14 protein-coding genes and 2 pseudogenes are annotated in these 17,690 nt (G+C 58.4%); 8 read left to right on the forward strand and 8 right to left on the reverse strand.

The window, feature by feature from the left end:
* Positions 1-23: 23 nt before the first annotated feature.
* Genes ACTG2B_RS10450 through ACTG2B_RS10460 form a run of 3 tightly spaced genes read left to right on the forward strand, consistent with a single transcriptional unit; the run spans position 24 to position 2,668 of the window.
* A complete protein-coding gene (locus tag ACTG2B_RS10450) occupies positions 24-1,211 on the forward strand; it encodes a patatin-like phospholipase family protein (protein ID WP_129504066.1) in 1,188 nt (395 codons plus the stop codon).
* Position 1,212: 1 nt separating this feature from the next.
* A complete protein-coding gene (locus tag ACTG2B_RS10455; RefSeq protein ID WP_129504067.1) occupies positions 1,213-1,854 on the forward strand; it encodes a TetR/AcrR family transcriptional regulator in 642 nt (213 codons plus the stop codon).
* Between the two features lie 25 nt (positions 1,855-1,879).
* Positions 1,880-2,668 (forward strand): hypothetical protein, encoded by a 789-nt coding sequence (locus tag ACTG2B_RS10460; RefSeq protein ID WP_439995686.1) that lies wholly within the window; start codon positions 1,880-1,882, stop codon positions 2,666-2,668.
* A gap of 116 nt (positions 2,669-2,784) precedes the next feature.
* Here the strand turns inward: ACTG2B_RS10460 and ACTG2B_RS10465 are convergent, their stop codons facing one another.
* Together ACTG2B_RS10465 and ACTG2B_RS10470 are read right to left on the reverse strand one after the other, a co-directional pair.
* Entirely contained in the window at positions 2,785-4,215 is a 1,431-nt protein-coding gene (locus ACTG2B_RS10465; protein WP_100645871.1) for a wax ester/triacylglycerol synthase family O-acyltransferase, read from the reverse strand.
* Positions 4,216-4,469: 254 nt separating this feature from the next.
* A complete protein-coding gene (locus tag ACTG2B_RS10470; protein WP_100645872.1) occupies positions 4,470-4,802 on the reverse strand; it encodes a polyhydroxyalkanoic acid system family protein in 333 nt (110 codons plus the stop codon).
* A gap of 259 nt (positions 4,803-5,061) precedes the next feature.
* On the opposite strand from ACTG2B_RS10470, the gene ACTG2B_RS10475 reads away from it, so the two are divergent.
* Complete coding sequence (locus tag ACTG2B_RS10475) at positions 5,062-5,790, forward strand: FFLEELY motif protein (protein WP_429200411.1); 729 nt, start codon at positions 5,062-5,064, stop codon at positions 5,788-5,790.
* 86 nt (positions 5,791-5,876) lie between these two features.
* Here ACTG2B_RS10475 and ACTG2B_RS10480 read toward each other — a convergent pair whose 3' ends face one another.
* From ACTG2B_RS10480 to prpB, 3 genes and pseudogenes are all read right to left on the reverse strand, one after another.
* A complete protein-coding gene (locus ACTG2B_RS10480; RefSeq protein WP_439995687.1) occupies positions 5,877-7,322 on the reverse strand; it encodes a bifunctional 2-methylcitrate dehydratase/aconitate hydratase in 1,446 nt (481 codons plus the stop codon).
* A gap of 10 nt (positions 7,323-7,332) precedes the next feature.
* Positions 7,333-8,461, reverse strand: a pseudogene (gene prpC / locus ACTG2B_RS10485) (bifunctional 2-methylcitrate synthase/citrate synthase).
* 10 nt (positions 8,462-8,471) lie between these two features.
* Complete coding sequence (prpB, locus tag ACTG2B_RS10490; protein ID WP_439995688.1) at positions 8,472-9,359, reverse strand: methylisocitrate lyase; 888 nt, start codon at positions 9,357-9,359, stop codon at positions 8,472-8,474.
* A 147-nt stretch (positions 9,360-9,506) separates the two neighbouring features.
* Here prpB and ACTG2B_RS10495 point away from each other — a divergent pair.
* The 4 genes and pseudogenes from ACTG2B_RS10495 (at position 9,507) to rsmF (ending at position 14,901) form a co-directional block, all read left to right on the forward strand.
* A pseudogene (locus tag ACTG2B_RS10495) lies at positions 9,507-10,132 on the forward strand (paraquat-inducible protein A).
* Positions 10,116-10,718, forward strand: coding sequence for a paraquat-inducible protein A (locus tag ACTG2B_RS10500; RefSeq protein ID WP_005333132.1), 603 nt, complete (start codon positions 10,116-10,118; stop codon positions 10,716-10,718). Before ACTG2B_RS10495 ends, ACTG2B_RS10500 begins: the two are co-directional and overlap by 17 nt.
* Before the next feature lie 55 nt (positions 10,719-10,773).
* On the forward strand, positions 10,774-13,326 hold the full coding sequence (locus ACTG2B_RS10505) for an MlaD family protein (RefSeq protein ID WP_439995689.1): 2,553 nt from the start codon (positions 10,774-10,776) through the stop codon (positions 13,324-13,326).
* A 144-nt stretch (positions 13,327-13,470) separates the two neighbouring features.
* Entirely contained in the window at positions 13,471-14,901 is a 1,431-nt protein-coding gene (rsmF, locus tag ACTG2B_RS10510) for a 16S rRNA (cytosine(1407)-C(5))-methyltransferase RsmF (protein ID WP_439995690.1), read from the forward strand.
* A 226-nt stretch (positions 14,902-15,127) separates the two neighbouring features.
* On the opposite strand, the gene ACTG2B_RS10515 is transcribed toward rsmF, so the two are convergent.
* The 3 genes from ACTG2B_RS10515 to ACTG2B_RS10525 form a co-directional block, all read right to left on the reverse strand.
* Entirely contained in the window at positions 15,128-15,400 is a 273-nt protein-coding gene (locus tag ACTG2B_RS10515) for a RepB family protein (RefSeq protein WP_080764896.1), read from the reverse strand.
* A 172-nt stretch (positions 15,401-15,572) separates the two neighbouring features.
* On the reverse strand, positions 15,573-16,514 hold the full coding sequence (locus ACTG2B_RS10520) for a site-specific integrase (RefSeq protein ID WP_368216678.1): 942 nt from the start codon (positions 16,512-16,514) through the stop codon (positions 15,573-15,575).
* Between the two features lie 372 nt (positions 16,515-16,886).
* Positions 16,887-17,666, reverse strand: a complete 780-nt coding sequence (locus ACTG2B_RS10525; RefSeq protein ID WP_439995691.1) for a TatD family hydrolase — start codon at positions 17,664-17,666, stop codon at positions 16,887-16,889.
* Positions 17,667-17,690 lie beyond the last annotated feature (24 nt).

The raw sequence follows: 17,690 nt of genomic DNA on the forward strand, positions 1-17,690 counted from the left end.
GTCATGGATAGGGAGGCGACGCTATGAGTACCATCGCAATTGCCCTTGCTGGCGGCGGGCCGCTCGGCGGCATCTACGAGATCGGTGCCTGCGCAGCCCTCTCTGATAGCATCAACGGCTTGCGCCTTGACCATGCCGACATCTATGTTGGCGTCAGTTCGGGGGCCGTGGTGGCATCGGCGCTGGCCAACGGTATCTCGCCGGCTAAGCTGGTGCGGATCCTGCTCAGCGATGATTCGGGGGAGATGTTTGACCCGGCCACCTTGCTGCGCCCCGCCTTTCGTGAATATGCCGACCGCCTGACCTCGATCCCGCCGCTGGCGTGGCAGAGCCTGACCTACTATCTGGCGGCGCCCTGGAAGCGCAGCCTGTTTGAATCGCTGCAGGGGCTCTCCAAGGCCATTCCGACCGGACTGTTCGACAACCGCGGGGTGGATCGCACCCTGACCCAGTTTTTCTCTCGTCCCGGCCGCAGCAACGATTTCCGCCAGCTGCGCAGCAGACTGTTTGTGGTCGCCACCGAACTCGACACCGGCCATCCGGTCGCCTTCGGCAGCCAGGGGCTCGATGACGTGCCCATCTCGGCGGCGGTACAGGCGTCCGCCGCTCTGCCCGGCCTCTTTCCCCCTTCATTGATCAACGGGCGTTACTATGTGGACGGGGCGCTGATCAAGACCCTACACGCTTCGGTAGCGCTGGAAGAGGGGGCGGATCTGGTGTTCTGCATCAATCCGCTGGTGCCCTATGATGCGGACATGGCCGCCGGCGCGCCGACCAATCTGGTGGACAGCGGTCTGCCGGTGGTATTGGCCCAGACCTTTCGCGCCATCATCCACTCCCGTATGCATGTGGGGATGGATCGCTACAAACACCAATATCCCGACGCTGACGCCCTGCTGTTTGAGCCCTCTTCTGCCGATGGCGAGATGTTCTTCACCAATGTGTTCAGTTACCGGGATCGCCGCCGTCTCTGCGAGCACGCTTACCAGCATACCCGCCGCGATCTCTGGCAGCGTCGTGACGAGCTGGCGCCGGTGCTGGCCAAGCATGGCCTCGAGCTCAATCTGGCCGCGCTGGCCGATGAAGATCGCACCCTGCTGGCCCCCGGCATTGGCTCGGTCGCCGCCCTCGACAAGTCGCTGGAGCAGTTGCAGCACTGGCTTGCCAAACGCTATCGCCACGGCGTGCGCCGTTCATCACCAAAGGAGTAGCATGGATCGCAAACCCAAACGTCGTACCCGGGAGCGGATCCTGACCACTGCCCTCGCCTGCTTCAATCGACAAGGGGAACCCAGCGTCACCACCTCGGCCATTGCGGCCGAGATGGAGATCAGCCAGGGCAATCTCTACTACCACTTCCACAACAAGGAGGAGATCGTCAACGTCCTGTTCTGCGAATTTGAACAGCAGATGGATCGCCTGCTGGAGGCGGTCAGCACCCCGTCCGATGAGCCAGAAGATATCTGGCTCTTTCTCCACCTGATGTTTGAAGCCATCTGGCAGTACCGTTTCCTCTACTACGATATCGCGACCCTGATGAGTGGTTATCATCAGGTGGAACAGCGCTTTTCCGCCCTGCTGCGCCGCAAGGAGCAGACCGCCATCGCCATTTGCAACCATCTGCAAACGGTCGGGCTGATGGAGGGCACGACGCAACAGATGCGCACGCTGGCGGCCAATGTGGCGCTGGTGGGCACATTCTGGATCTCTTACCAACGGGCACTGCACCCCAAGGCGGACGCCGATATTGCCCTCGGTGTCTTTCAGGTGATGCAGCTGGTCTCACCCTATTTGCGGGCCGATGCCCGCGCTCATCTGGGCGCCCTCGCCCACCACTACACCGACAAGGTTTGATTCACATGCTACAGGGAGAACAAGCATGACCACTTCACAACTCGAATTTGTCCCCTTCCCCTACGCGGATGCGGCCTATGACTATGCTGGCCAGAAGCTGGCGGACAACTGGGATCGTCTCCATCAGGGGGATGCCGAACCCTGGCCCGAAGATGAACAGGTACAGGATGCCTGGCGGGCCTATCATGCCGGGGATTTTGCCCGGGCCGTCGCCCTTGGCGAAGCGGCCGGTGAGGAGGGCCTCAATGTGGCGAACAAAGCGCTGGTGATCCATGCCAGCTACCTGCTGGAGGACAAGTATGCCAAGCGCGCCGCCTTCGAGCGGGCGGCCAGCCATGCCGAGAAGCTGCAAAAGCGCCAGCCCAAGAATGCAAATGCCTGGTATTTCCACGCGCTGGCCCTCGGTCGCTACAGTCAGGTCATTTCCATCTCCAAGGCCCTCTCGCAAGGTATTGGCGACAAGATCAAGGCAAGCCTTGAGAAGGCGCTGGAGCTGGCGCCAGATCACGCCGAGGCCCATATTGCCTTTGGCGCCTGGCACGCCGAGATCGTCGACAAGTTGGGGGCCATGATCGGCGGCCTCACCTATGGCGCCAAGAAGGAGGAGTCCGAGCGTCACTTCAAGGAGGCGTTGGCGCTGATCCCCGAATCGGCTATCGCCCGCATGGAGTACGCCAACGCACAGGTGATGCTGCACGGCAAGAGCCGCCTGAAAGCAGCCGAAGCCCTCTATGCCGAAACGGCCGAGTGCGAACCGATGGATGCCATGGAGCGCCTCGATGTGGAGGCTGCGCGGGAAGAGCTGGAGGATTAACCGCCACTCTTGCCACTGATAGATAACAAAACAAGAGGCCAACCCGCGGGTTGGCCTCTTTTATGATGGGTGTTGACCGGTTGGAATACGCCGCCGCAGGTCTATCAAATGCACGCTCAACCGAGCAGCGCATCCAGTCCGTTGGGGTCAAACAACAGCTCCGGCTCCATCAGTACCAGCAACAGCAGTTGCTCGAACTCCACCGCAAACCGCTCGACCACCCGATCCGGATCCGGTACCAGCTTCTTGTCGGTGATAAGGCCCAGCTGCACCTTGTGATCGTAAGAGAGGATGGAGACACCGACGCCGATATCCCCCGATTGCGGCACCCAGAACAGCGGCTGACGCAATTTTGCTCCAGCCAGATAGAGGGTCTGCTGCGGGCCGGGCACATTGGTGATCACCGCGCTGGCCTTGGCCGTGAGCAGCTCGACGGCCTGCTGTTGCACCGCATTGGGGGCCATGCCAAGGGCATGTAACAAGTTGAGCACCACCACGGGTTGCAGCGAAGTGCGTAGCGCCTGCATCCGGTCACGCACGGTATAGAGCCGCTGCAACGGGTGTTCAACATCCAGTGGCAAGTCCAAGGCCACCAGCCCGAAGCGGTTGCCAAGTGCCCCCTCATCGTCCGGTGCTCGCATATTGACCGGCACCAGAGCGCGGATCTTGACCTTGTTGGCATCATCCCCCTTCTCCTGCAGGTAGTGGCGAAACGCCCCTGCGGTGGCAGCGATCAGCAGATCGTTGACCGAGCAGCCCAGTACCTTGCCCACTGCCTTGATATCCGGCAGATCAATTTGCTCCGACCAGGCCACCCGCTTGGTGCTGGTGGTTTTGCCCCGCAGGCGGCAGGGTGAATCATCACCGAGGGTTGCGATATTGCACAGCTCGCTCGCCAGATCGCGCCCGGTCTTGAGGTAATCCACCGCCTTGGTGGGATGGGTGACCACTTCGACATATTTGGACCAGAGGCTACCGGTCAGCTTGAGACCGGCTCGCACCAGACGGCTGCCCTGGTGGCAATCCTCCTCATCTTCGTCATCGCTGTCACCCAGTTGCTCCGGTGACGGTTGTCGCGGCGCCCCTTCCGGGGTGTTATCCATCATGGTCAGCATGGCCCGCACCAGCGAGAAGCCGTCGCCCATGGCGTGGTGAATGCGCACCACCAGCGCTTGCCCACCCAGCGACGTGTCGGTCAGGTGCATATCCCACAGGGGGCGCTGGTGGTTGAGCGGCGTCGAGGCGAGATCGGCCACCAGCTTCTCCAGCTCCAGCTTGCCCGCTTCACCCGGCAGGATCACTCGTTTGAGGTGCTGATCGAGATCGAAATCGGGATCATGACGCCAGTAGTAGGAGCCCCCTTCCAGCACGGCCCGCTGATGGAAGCGGGGTTGCACCGAAATGGTATGGCGTAATCCGGCCCGCAGACGCGTTTCATCAAGCTCTCCTTCAAACATCAGGACACCGATGATCTGCATCAGGTTGTTGGGTCTGTCCATGCGTAACCAGGCGGTATCGACGCAGGAGATAAATTCACTCAGTGGCATGGTTGTTTCCCTACAAAATGAATTTACCGAGACGGCAAATTGCTCCTGTCCTCATATCCGGATGAAGACTTGATGCAATCAGAATGACATTAATGAGTGCCGACTCGAAATATGAAATAAAGATGAAATATTACTGACAAATAGAATCGAGACCTCGCCGGATAATAAATCTGACAGGCCACATGGCTTGCCAACTTATTTCAAACAGCCATCGTTTACAGCTAGTTTATTTAAAACCAGTGCAACGAAGAGTTTCAAACACGTTTGGGGCAAGGTAAGCGATTGTCGACATAATCGAGGATCTCCTGCTCCAGTACGCTGCGTACAGGCAACAGCATCAAACCAAGATGCACTTCCAGTTCCAGGGTATCTTCGTCCAGGGTGAGAGTGCCATGTACCCCTGAGCCGCGAAAACGAAGCTCGGTCTCCTCTTCATCTGCCCATTCGCAATCGAGTTGATAGCTCTCGCTCATGTCCGCAGCGATGGCTTCGGCCGCGATCCGGGCGGCGGCCAATCCCAGCGGATGCTGACGGCTGATCTGGATGGTAGAGAGTGCGCTGCTGCCAGCGAGCGAGTTGAAGAACATGGTCGTTACTCTGGGTCATAAGTTAGTTATTGATATTAAACACATGTTCACAACAAATGAAAGGATGGTTCACATAAATGGGACTCACTTAACAGAGTCGAGAGGGATGACGGCCATCAGCGGGGCATGGCATTTATTCCCTCCCCCGTGCGCGCTACACTTGTCACGGAACGGTCAGTAAAAGCTGCTTGTTTTTCATTCACTTGTATCTTCGTATCACCGAATCCCCATCAATGGGCCCAAGGCCAGAGAGCTGTAGATGACGCATCAAGAACATGCCCACGACGACGATAGCACCCTGGGTCGGCTATACCGCCAGCTCAAGCGGGTTGCAGCCTTGCGCGAGCAGATGCGTGCCCACCCGGAAGATCAGCAGGATCGGGATCGGCTACGCCAGTGGCAGGCCGACCGGTTGGGGCGCACCCATCGAGATCTGCTGGAGAGTGACCGCTACGGCCCCGCCGCCGAGTTTTTCCTGACCGATCTCTATGGCCCGGGGGATTGCGCCCGCCGCGATGCTGATGTGATGCGGGTGATGCCAACCGCCGAGCGGCTGTTGCCGGAGTCCGGCCTCAAGGTGCTGGCCCAAGCGATCGAGCTCGACGCTCTCTCCGAGGAGCTGGACTATCTGATGGTGGTGGCGCTGCGGCGCATTGATGGCATTGATCCCATCACACCGGATCATTACACCATCGCCTATCGTGCCGTTGGCGAGCAGGTGCGCCGGGAACATCAGATTGCGTTGGTGAGCGAGCTTGGCATGACGCTGGACAGGCTGGCGAGAAAGCCGCTGGTGGGGGCAACCCTCAAGCTGGTTTCAGGGCCCGCCCATCTGGCGGGGCTTGGCGAGCTCTTCTCCTTTGTCGAGCGTGGTTATCAGGTGTGTCATCAGATGGGGCGTGCCAACGAGTTTCTCGAGACCATCGCCAGTCGCGAGACGGCCATCATGACGGCGCTCTTTAACGGCGACAGCAGTGCGCTGGGGTGAGGCTTATCGAGGGATAAGCCGCCAGAATAACAAAGCGGGCCGATTAGCCCGCTTTTCGTTTATCGCTGTTTGCCGGTAGATATCGGTCAGATCACCAGCAGATCCATAAAGGCGTGTACCGGGGTGGCGGCAAGGCGCGGCCCATCCTGACAGAGGGCCAGAATGTCGTTGACCCGTTTGGCCGGGAAGCGGGTGGCCAGATTGTGCTGGAATTTCTCCACCAGCAGCGGGATCCCCTCCTCCCGGCGACGGCGATGGCCGACCGGATACTCCACCTCCACCTTGGCGGTGTGAGTACCGTCCTTGAAGAAGATCTGGATGGCGTTGGCAATGGAGCGCTTGTCCGCCTCCAGATATTCGCGGCTGTAACGCTTGTCCTCCTGCACTACCATCTTGCCGCGTAGCGCGTCGATGCGGGGATCGGCTGCTATATCATCCTCGTAATCCTCGGCGATCAGACGCCCAAAGATGAGCGGCACCGCCACCATGTACTGCAGGCAGTGATCCCGATCGGCCGGGTTGTTGAGGGCGCCGACCTTGCTGATGATGCGAATGGCCGACTCATGGGTGGTGAGTTCGATGCGGTCGATCTCCTCCAGACGCCCCTTCACCTGACCGTGCAGCTTCATGGCGCACTCTACCGCAGTCTGGGCGTGGAACTCGGCGGGATAGGAGATCTTGAACAGCACGTTCTCCATCACATAGCTGCCGTAACTTTGGTGCAGGGCGAACTGATTGCCCTTGAACAGCACGTCGTAGAAGCCCCACTTGGGGGCGCTCAGCACGCCGGGATAGCCCATCTCGCCGCTCATGGTGATAAGGGCGAGGCGCACCGCGCGAGAGGTGGCATCCCCCGCCGCCCAGCTCTTGCGCGACCCCGCATTGGGGGCATGGCGGTAGGTACGCAGGCTCTGACCATCGACCCAGGCCTGGGAGACCGCATCAATCACCTGATCGCGGGTGCCCCCCAGCATGTGAGTCACCACGGCGGTGCTGGCGACCTTGACCAGCACTACGTGATCGAGACCGACCCTATTGAAAGAGTTCTCCAGCGCCAGCACACCCTGAATTTCGTGGGCTTTGACCATGGCCACCAGCACATCGCTCATGGTGAGCGGTGCCTTGCCCTCTGCCACGCGAGTACGGGAGAGCCAGTCGGCAGTGGCGAGAATACCCCCCAGATTGTCGGATGGGTGACCCCACTCGGCGGCCAGCCAGGTGTCGTTGTAATCAAGCCAGCGGATGATGGCACCGATGTCCCAGGCTGCCTTGACGGGGTCGAGGCAGAGCTGGGTACCGGGCACCCGGGCACCATGGGGTACCAGTGTACCTGGGACTATGGGGCCAAGGTGCTTGGTACATTCGGGGAAGCGCAGGGCAAGCAGGCCACAGCCAAGGGTGTCCATCAGGCAGTAGCGGGCGGTGTCGAGAGCCGCAGAGCTGGTAATGGGGTGGTTGCAGACATAATCGGCAATATCGACCAGTACCTGATCGGGCTCGGGTCTGTGGTTGACGTCGACGTTGGCGGACATCGTGATTTCCTTATCGTTGTTGTAGGAGAGACAAAGTGACGGGGGGCCGGGCCGACATAATCGGCGCTCGGGCGGATGATCCGGTTGTGCACGCGCTGCTCCATCACGTGGGCGCACCAGCCGGTGACCCGCGAGCAGACGAAGATAGGCGTGAATAGCTTGGTCGGGATCCCCATGTAGTGATAGGCGCTGGCATGGAAGAAGTCGGCGTTGGGAAAGAGCTCTTTTTCTTCCCACATCACCTTCTCCGCCTCGCAGGAGACGCGATAGAGGCGATCATCCCCCACCGCCTCGGCGAGCTTGGCCGACCACTCCTTGATGATGACGTTGCGCGGATCAGAAGTGCGGTAGATGGCGTGGCCAAAGCCCATGATCTTCTCCTTGGCCGCCAGCTTGGCCAGCAGTTCGCGCCTTGCCTGCGTCTCATCTTGCCAATGTTCGATCATCGCCATGGCCGCCTCGTTGGCTCCGCCGTGGAGTGGGCCGCGCAGGGTACCGATGGCAGCGGTGATACAGGAGAACATGTCAGAGAGCGTCGAGGCGCAAACCCGCGCCGCAAAGGTGGAGGCGTTGAACTCATGCTCGGCGTAGAGGATGAGGGAGACATGCATCACCCGACGCTCCAGCTCGCTCGGCGCTTTCTGGTGCAGCAGCGCGAGGAAATGGCCACCGATACACTCTTCATCAGTATCGAGGGCGATGCGTACCCCTTCGTGGCTGAACTTGTACCAGTAGATCAGAATGCCCGGAAAGGCAGCCAGCAGCCGATCCGCCACTTCATGCTCATGCTCGAAACCATCTTCCGGCTCCAGATCGCCGAGCATGGAGCAGCCGGTGCGCAGCACATCCATGGGGTGAGCATCGGCGGGGATACGCTCCAGCACCTCCAACAGCGGCTGGGGCAAGGTGCGCAGGCGACGCAGCTCGCGCTTGTAGGCGTCAAGCTGCTGCTCACCGGGCAACTCCCCCTTGAGCAGCAGATAGGCTACCTCCTCGAACTGGGCGCTGTCGGCCAGCTCCTTGATGTCGTAACCGCGATAGGTAAGACCGGTGCCGCTCTTGCCCACGGTGCAGATACTGGTCTCCCCTGCGCTTTGACCGCGCAGACCGGCCCCGCCCAACGGTTTTTGCTGTCCCATAAGCTGCCTCCTATTCCTTGGCTGTAAACAGACGATCCAGTGTCTGCTCGTAGTGGTGATATCCGAGGAAGTCGTAGAGCGACTCCCGGGTCTGCATGGTCTCCACGACGGCCCGTTGATGGCCATCCTGGCGAATATGGTGATAGACGTTGAGGGCGGCCTGATTGGCGGCTCGGTTGGCACTTAACGGGTAGAGCACCATGTCGACCCCGTGGGCGGCCAGTTGCTCTTTGTCAAACAGCGCGGTTTTGCCGAACTCGGTCATGTTGGCGAGGATCGGCACTTTGGCCGCCAGCTTGAACTGGTCGTACTGGGCAAGCTCGGTCACCGCCTCGGCGAAGATCATGTCGGCACCGGCGGCCACATAGGCAGCGGTGCGTTCAAGAGCAGACTCCATCCCTTCCACCGCCAGTGCATCGGTGCGGGCCATGATGACGAACTCGCTATTCTCGCGGGCATCCACCGCTGCCTTGATGCGATCGCACATCTCCTCCAGCGTGACCACCGCCTTGTTGGGGCGATGACCACAACGCTTCTGAGCCACCTGATCTTCCATGTGCACGGCTGCCACTCCGGCGCGCTCGAACGCGCGAATGGTGCGGGCGATATTAAACGCCCCCCCCCAGCCGGTATCGATATCGATCAACAGCGGCACACGGGTTGTGGCGGTGATCCGCTCGGCATCGATCAGCACGTCGTTGAGGGAGGTCATGCCGAGATCCGGCAAGCCATAGGAGGCATTGGCTACCCCAGCACCGGAGAGATAAAGAGCTTGAAAGCCGCTGCGTTCGGCCATCAGCGCCATATAGGCATTGATGGTGCCGACGATCTGCAGGGGATGTTCATTGGCAAGGGCGGTGCGAAAGCGCAGGCCTGCCGAGGGGGGCAAACTGGACATCATGACTCCTTTCACCTGTCTAGTCTGGCTATCTAATATCACGTTTACGTTAACGTCAATTATACTTTCGTAACATTCCGGCTGCAGGCAAGACAGGAAACCGGTTTTAGGGTAAATTTCACCAATTCCTTCAACAGGTTGAATTGTATGATGGAGCCCGGTTCCGTAATTGTCTGTCCGGCGTGCGACTTGCTGATCCAGCGCAAAGCACTGCCGCTGCGTCGCCATGCCCACTGCCCGCGTTGTCACCAACATCTCTATGGCCGTTATGCCTTTCGTCCCTCCCAGTTGATGGCCCTGACCATCACCGGATTTCTGCTGCTGCCCTCCGCCTTTTTTGAGCCGCTCATCTATCTGCGGCTGGCTGGGGTCAACACCGACGCCGACCTGCTGCGCGGTATTCTGGTGCTGTTTGGCGAGGGCGAATGGTGGGTGGCCAGCCTGGTGCTCTGGTGCGCCGTGTTGGCGCCGGTGGGGTTATTGGCAGGATCTTTGTGCTGGCTTCGGGTCTGGCCAAACGTTGGCACATTCTTCCCGTCACCTTGAAGCTGGTCGAGGTGTTTCGCCACTGGGCCATGCTGGAGGTCTATATCGTCAGCCTGCTGGTTGCCCTGTTCAAACTGATCGACATCGCCGATGTGCGACTCGGTGGCGGGTTGCTCAGCCTCGGTATTCTGATGCTGCTCAACATGACCCTGCTGATCCTGTTTGACCCCGCCCCCTACTGGGCGCGGATCCCGTTAAAGGAGCCGGAACATGACCAGCGCCCGTGAGATGGGGCTCTGCCGCTGCCATACCTGCGGTCTGCTGGTGCGTTATCAAGCCGGGGCAGTCTGCCCCCGTTGCAGTAGCAAATTGCAGGTGCGCATTCCCCGCTCCCTCGCCTGGTCGTGGGGCTTGCTGGCGCTCGCCACCTTCATGTTATTGCCTGCCAATCTGTTGCCCATAACCCATTTCTATAACAAGGGGTTACTGCAGTCAGATACCATCTTCAGCGGTATCATGATGCTCTATCGCAGTAAAATGAGCGGGATTGCCACCATAGTTCTCACCGCCAGCATACTGGTACCCGTGGGCAAGATATTGGGGTTGGGCTGGATCTGCTGGCAGTTGCAGCGGGCCAAACCGGTGCGGCGCAAGCGCCAGCTGGTGATGTATCGGGTGATCGATTTTATTGGTCGCTGGTCAATGCTGGACTTGTTCGTGATTTCGCTGATGGTGGCACTGGTCGATCGGGGTGTGCTGCTGAGTGTCCGCGCAGGCCCCGGGGCCACCGCCTTTGCCGGTGTGGTAGTGCTGACCATGATGTCGGCCCGCATGCTCGATACCCGTTTACTGTGGGACAAGGCGGCCCGTTGATGATTTCTCTGTTTTTGTCTGATGTGCTGTTTAATCCAGCCAATAAGGAGTCACTATGATCGGGGCTGAACCCGTCATCGAAAAGCGCCGCTGGTTATCGCCGGTCTGGCTGTTACCCCTGATAGCCCTGCTGTTGGCGGGGGGCTTTCTCTATCAGCAGGTATTGAGCCGTGGCCAACTTATCCAGATCAACTTCGCCCAGGGCAACGGCATCTTGCCGGGTAAAACCCAGGTTCGTTATCAGGGGGTGGCCATCGGTGTGGTGCAGGAGCTGGAGCTGGCTGAAGATGGCCGCAAGATTGCGGTGATGGCCAAGATTGACAGCCGTGCCAGACCACTGATCCGCAAGGGATCCGACTTCTGGCTGGTGAGCCCCAAGGCGTCGCTCACCGAGATCTCCGGCCTCGATACCCTGGTCTCCGGCAACTACATCAACCTGCAACCGGGGCGTGAAAGCAATCCGCTGGAGGAGACCTTCGATGCACTGGAGGGCCCTCCTCCCGGCTATCAGGCTCAGGGGCGCATGCTGCACCTTACTGCTGATTCGCTGGGCTCGGTGGGGATTGGCGCCAAGCTCTATTTCCGCGGTATCGAGGTGGGCAGCGTCATCAATACCCGCCTGGGTCAGGACAACCAGAACGTCATTCTGGATCTGGTGATCGAGCCGCGTTTCGAACATCTGGTCAAAGCTGATACCCACTTCTGGAACATTAGTGGCATCAAGGGCTCCTTCAGTCTGGCCGGGGTGAGCGTGGAGGCTGGCAGCCTCACCTCCATTCTGAGCGGCGGCATTGCCTTTGATTCACCCAAAGATTCACCAGAGCCTGAGAAGGGACAGACCTTCGTCCTCTATAAAGGGCTGGCGGAAGCGGCACGCGGCTCGCGTATCGACATTGCGGCTGGCGATCTCCCGGTCAAGGAGGGGATGCCCATCCTCTATGAGGGGATCGAGATTGGTCGTATCGACCCCATTCGCCTTACCGACAAAGGCCGTGTGGTCACAGCGCTGATCAATCCGGAGCAGGCCTATCGCATTACCGACAAGAGCCAACTGGTATGGGAGAGCGTCTCCCTCTCCGCGACCGGTGTGCAGCATGCAGATCGCCTCCTCTCCGGCCCGGCCATTCGCCTCGACTATGTGGCGGGAAAACCGGCGCGGAAGATGGCTCTGACCGATCGCGCCCCCCAGAGCGGCACCAAGGTGACGCTGCAGGCTGACGATCTGGCGGGGCTCAATCAGGATGCACCTGTCTGGTACAAGGGATTGCAGGTGGGCCGTATTAGCCAGCTCACCCTGGATGCGCGCGGCAATGCCAGCGTTGAGCTGGTGATGGCGCCGAACTATGGCCATCTGCTCAACCGTGCCCGCTTCTATCGCGCTGCCCCGCTGCAGATCGATGCCGATCTGAGCGGCATCAAAGTAGAAACCAGTCCGGCCAGTGCCTGGTTGGGGGGCGGGATCAAGCTGGTACAAGCCAGCAGTGGCGAGCGGATTAACCGTCTCTACCCGAGTCAGGAGCTGGCACTGCTCGGTACCCGTGATGCCAAGCCGCAGCGCTGGTTGCTCAAGGCAGATCAGGCCGATGGCATTGGCATTGGCTCACCTGTGCTCTATCTGGGGCTGGAAGCGGGCAAAGTCAAGCAGCTGCTCGCCGCCAAAGAGGGGGTCGAGATCGAGCTAGAAATTGATGGCGTCTATGCTCCCCTCCTCGCCCAGCAACCCCAGTTTTGGAAAAAACCGGCCATCGACACCAAGGTGCGGGTCGATGGGGTGCAGGTCAAGGTGGGCAACCTCGGTACCCTGCTGCGCGGCGCTATCGAGTTCGACCGGTTGGCCAATGGCCGCAGCAGTCATCAACTGTTCGATTCCAGGGAGCAAGCCAAGGCCAAGGTGCGCCAGCTGTCACTGGTAGCAGATAGCAATCCGGGGCTCGGGATTGGCAGCCCGATCCGCTATCGTGGGGTCGATATCGGCAAAATTGAAGAGATCGAGCTGGAGCCGTCTCTGGGTCAGGTGATCTTCAACGCTGAGCTCGATGGTCACTATGCCGAGCGTTTCCTGCAGTCCGGCGCCCGCTTTACTCTGGTGCAGGCCAAGCTGGGGCTGGGCGGTGTCGCTCACCTCGATACCCTGATCAAGGGGGCGTTTGTAGAGGCACAACCCGGTAAAGGCGCTGGCAAAGATCGCTTCCCCTTGAGTCAGGTCGGCCCGGTGGGTCTGGCCCTGACCCTCAAGAGCCCCTCCGTCAATGGCCTGAGCGTCGGCAGTCCGCTGCTGTTTCGCAAGATGGTGGTGGGCAGTGTCACCAAGGTGGCGCTGGCTCGGGATGGTAGCGAGGTGGTGATCGACGTTAACGTGGATCAGGAGTATGCCCATTTGGTGCGGGCCAACTCCCGTTTCTGGAATGTCTCCGGGGTCAAGGCGGATATCGGGCTGACCGGCGGTACCATAGAGGTCGAGACAGTACAGAGCTTGCTGGCCGGCGGCATCGCCTTCAATACGCCGGAGAAAGAGATGGGGCCAACCGTCAAGGCTGGCCACAGCTATCCGCTCTACGGCAAAGCCGAGAAAGAGTGGCTGGAGTGGAGCCCTCGTATCCAGCCCTGATCTCTTCCCTTTGTATCTCATCCAAGCCCGGCACAGTGCCGGGCTTTTTTATATTCCGGTGCCTGTTGATAGGGTTCAGATTCAGAATATTCTTAGCCTTGTGGTAGGATATCGCCCCTCTTTTTCGGTCAACGAGACGGCACAGTGCACGACAACACCTTCCTTCCCGATTACTTTTTACGCCACATTGCGGCCATCATGCCGGCTCATCTCTCGATGGATGAGTTTGTGGCCAGTTGTCGACGTCCGCTGCGCCGCAGCATTCGGGTCAATACCTTGAAGATCGCCGTCTCGGATTTCGTCGCCCTGATGGAGCCACTGGGTTGGCAGCTTGACCCTGTGCCCTGGTGTGATACCGGCTTCTGGCTGACCCGCAGCGATGAAACCGTCCCACTTGGCAATACCGCCGAGCACTTGAGCGGGCTCTTCTACATTCAGGAAGCGAGCTCCATGCTGCCGGTGACGGCACTCTTTGCCAGCGACAAGATCAAAGCGGATGGCATGTTGCTGGATGCTGCAGCGGCCCCCGGCTCCAAGACCACCCAGATAGCCGCCCTGATGAACAACCAGGGAATGCTGGTTGCCAACGAGTTTTCCAGCAGCCGGTTGAAAGTACTTAGCGCCAATATCCAGCGCTGTGGCGTGACCAATGTGGGGATGACCCATTTTGATGCCAAGGTATTTGGCCAGTGGTTGCCGGAGACCTTCGATGCCATCCTGCTCGATGCCCCCTGCTCAGGTGAAGGTACGGTGCGCAAGGATGAAGATGCACTGCGCAACTGGAGCATCGAGAGCATCTACGAGATTGCGGCGGTGCAACAAGGATTACTGGAGAGCGCCTTCCATGCTTTGAAACCGGGTGGCGTACTGGTCTACTCCACCTGTACCTTGAGTGAGCAGGAGAATCAGGCGGTCTGCCAATCCCTGCTGGACAAGTTTGGCGATGCCTTGAGTTTTGACTCGTTGGCAGACCTGTTCCCCCATGCAGAGCAGGCCTGTACATCCGAAGGATACCTGCACGTTTGGCCCCAGATCTTCGACAGTGAGGGCTTTTTCGTCGCCAGATTGCGCAAGCATCACTCGGTACCCAACACCATGTTCAAGCCGGGCAAGCTGGGTAAATTCCCTTTTGCGCCGCTTCCTGCCAAAGAGGCGGAACCCATATTGTGCGAGATCGAAGCCAACTTTGGGGTGGCACCGCAGGGTCAGCTGTTTGGCCGCAATGACGAGATCTGGCTCTTCCCTCAGCGGTTTGATCAGGTGCAGGGCAAGTTGCGTTTCGATCGCATCGGTATCAAGTTGGCCGAGACCTTCAAGAAAGGTTATCGCCTCACTCATGAGTGGGCACTGGCCTATGGCGATAAAGCGAGCAAGGGTGTGGTCGAGCTGGATAGCGCCAATGCGCGGGAATTCATGATGGGGCGGGATGTCTGGCCAGAACAGGTTGATGGTACTGGCGAGGTGATCGTCCGCTATCAGGGGCATACCCTGGGGATGGGGAAATGGGTGGGGAGTCGGGTCAAGAATGCCCTCCCCCGCGAGCTGGTGCGTGACAACAATCTGTTCAATGCGTAGTGGGCCGTTCGGTGCATAAGCACTTGAACGAGTCTGAAATACCCACACTCTGGTTGAACTTTTCTTCGGATCTTGAAAAGCCTTGAGCCTTGTCTAAGCTTAAGGCAATCCGAACACCAGTTAGCGCACGGCTCTGCAAGGAGCCAATTCCCCTATGCCAGGTACAAGGAATTCGTACCTGGCTTTTTTTATCTCTTCACGTATCGCTGTTACTTCACTCTTGTGTCTATTCAACGGTCTCTTCGACCTGTGTGGCGACTCTGTTCTCAAACGGAGGTTCTCTACCCAGCTCATGTTGGTAGAGCAGATCGATCGCCTGCTCGATGAGTGATGCCTGACTGTCTTCGAGATGAAGACCCAGTGCGGCCAATCGTTCGGCGTGGCGATTGCTGATCCAGCATTGCAGCCGGGTATGGGTCTCCTGCTTGCGTTTTACATGTTGGCGCTGCCGCTCGGCATTGTTTTGGGGCACCGCCTCTTGCTCTTCACGCACTGTCATTTCTTGGCTCATATGTCCTTGCGATATTACGTTTCCGAGTTTGTTATCTCTCATCACATGCCATTATCCATTGGAAGATGCCCTTCCCCTTTGGGCTGCTGGCTGAGCGACAAATATATCATTAGATCAACAGGATATCATTTAACATAAAAAACAAAGTGACGCAGTAGTGTCAAAGCAAACCATCAAGGGCATGATCGGAGAATTTATGGGCATCATCGAAGTACTCCTGCAGGGTTCGCATATCCTTGTGGCGAGTAACTTCAATGATCTTGTTCATCGGCTTGCCGGCAGTCACCGCCGAGGTGATAAATCCACGCCGCAAGCTATGGCCACTGACATAGAGATCATCGATGGTTTGGCCAGTTCGCCGCTTGATCATCAGATTGATGCCCTGGGGGCCGAGTGGTTCGGCCATCAGTTGCCCCCAACGATTCATGCGTCGAAACAGTGGCCCCTCGCTGAGCCGGCTTTTGTGTAGCCAGTTTTGCAGAGCCGACACAGGACAATAGTGCTTGCCCGGGATCAGGGCGATCTCGGTTTCATGCAGCTGATGTTTGCTCGGTTTGAGGCGAAGGCGGATCCCCTGCCCCACAAAATCGAGATCGCTCACCTCAATTCGGGCCGCTTCCGAACGGCGCAAGGCGCCACTGAACATCAAGAGCAGCAGGGTGTGATCACGCAAGCCAGCCAGATCACTGGTGTCGATGCCATCCAGCACCTGGGTCAATGGTTGCAGCGTCAGGGCGCCGGTTTTGCGTTTACGGTTATCCCCCAACCTGACAATACCGCGCATCATCTCCTTGATTTCGGGATGTTCGGTGGGCATGGGATGAATGCCTTTCTGCTTGAAGGCATAACGGATCCCGGCAAGCCGTCTCACCAGGGTTGCCGGTTTACGAGGTTCACCATTGCGCAGCTCCCCTTTTCCCTCCTCTTTATCCAGCCATACCCAGTCGGCTAATACGCCGTCGGCCTGATCAGCGAGAAAATTCATGATGTCGTGATGGGTCGTTTGCAGCGGATCAAGCCCGTGTAACTGGCACCAGAAGACAAAAATACGGGTATCCGCCTGATAGGCATTGAGGGTGGAATCCGCTTTTGCACTTCGCAAAAAGCGGCGTGCCCGACTATTTAGCTGCGCATCGAAAACAGTCTGCAGTGACTGATGAGCCGGATTGGATAAGGATGGATATGCCACGGAACACTATGATTCATATGAAGTTTGAGAGGATCTTACAGGATCCTTTCCATACATCAAGTATCGATAATGAATATTATCGATACTTATAGCCTGATATTTTTATACCTCTTGGCCACATTAGATAAACGAAACATCGGAATATGATTCTACTCAGTTTGTATGGATGAACAGGTTACATAGACTGGGTAAATGTGAGAGATAACACGGTTCGGTGTTGATATTCAGGTGGGTAATCAGATTGGTATTTGAAATATAAAAGCCCCGAGCAACGGGGCTTATGTGTTATTTTTTCGCCAGCTTGAAGAGTTCAAAGAAATTTCGGCTAGTGGCTTCTGCCAATTCGTTAAGCGGAATATGGCGCAGGTCGGCAATAAACTGGGCAACGTCTCGCACAAAGGCGGGTTCGTTCTCCCTCCCCCGATGCGGCACGGGGGCAAGATAGGGCGAGTCGGTCTCGACCAGCAATCTGTCGAGGGGCAGAGTCTTGACCACCTCTTGCAGGGCAGACGCATTTTTGAAGGTGACGATCCCGGAGATGGAGATATAGAACCCCATCGCCATCGCGGCTTGCGCCATTTCGAGGGATTCGGTGAAGCAGTGCAGCACACCGCCAACCTGATCAGCGCCCTCTTCACGCATGATCTGCAAGGTATCTTGCTGGGCATCGCGGGTATGGATGATCAGCGGCTTGTTCAGCGCGCGAGCAACCCGGATATGTTCGCGGAAAGAGGCTTGCTGAACGTCCTTGTTTTCGGGCGAGTAAAAGTAATCGAGACCGGTCTCACCGATGGCCACCACACGTGGATCGGCAGCTTGCTTGAGCAGCAACTCGGCATCGACACCGGGTTCCTGATTGAGCGGGTGTACCCCGCAAGAGGCAAACACTTGGGGATAGGGGGCGATCGCCTCGAGCATGGTCGGGAACTGTGCCTGAGTCACACTGACACAGAGAAAATATCCCACGTCCAGTTTCGCGGCCTTGGCCAGTACATCAGCCATGCTGGTCTGCTTGCTGCCATAGCTGAGGCGATCGAGATGACAGTGGGAATCAACGAGTAACATATAAAACCTTTCTGCTTGTCGGTA

The sequence above is a fragment of the Aeromonas sp. 30P genome (assembly GCF_051919805.1).
GTDB lineage: Bacteria > Pseudomonadota > Gammaproteobacteria > Enterobacterales > Aeromonadaceae > Aeromonas > Aeromonas veronii.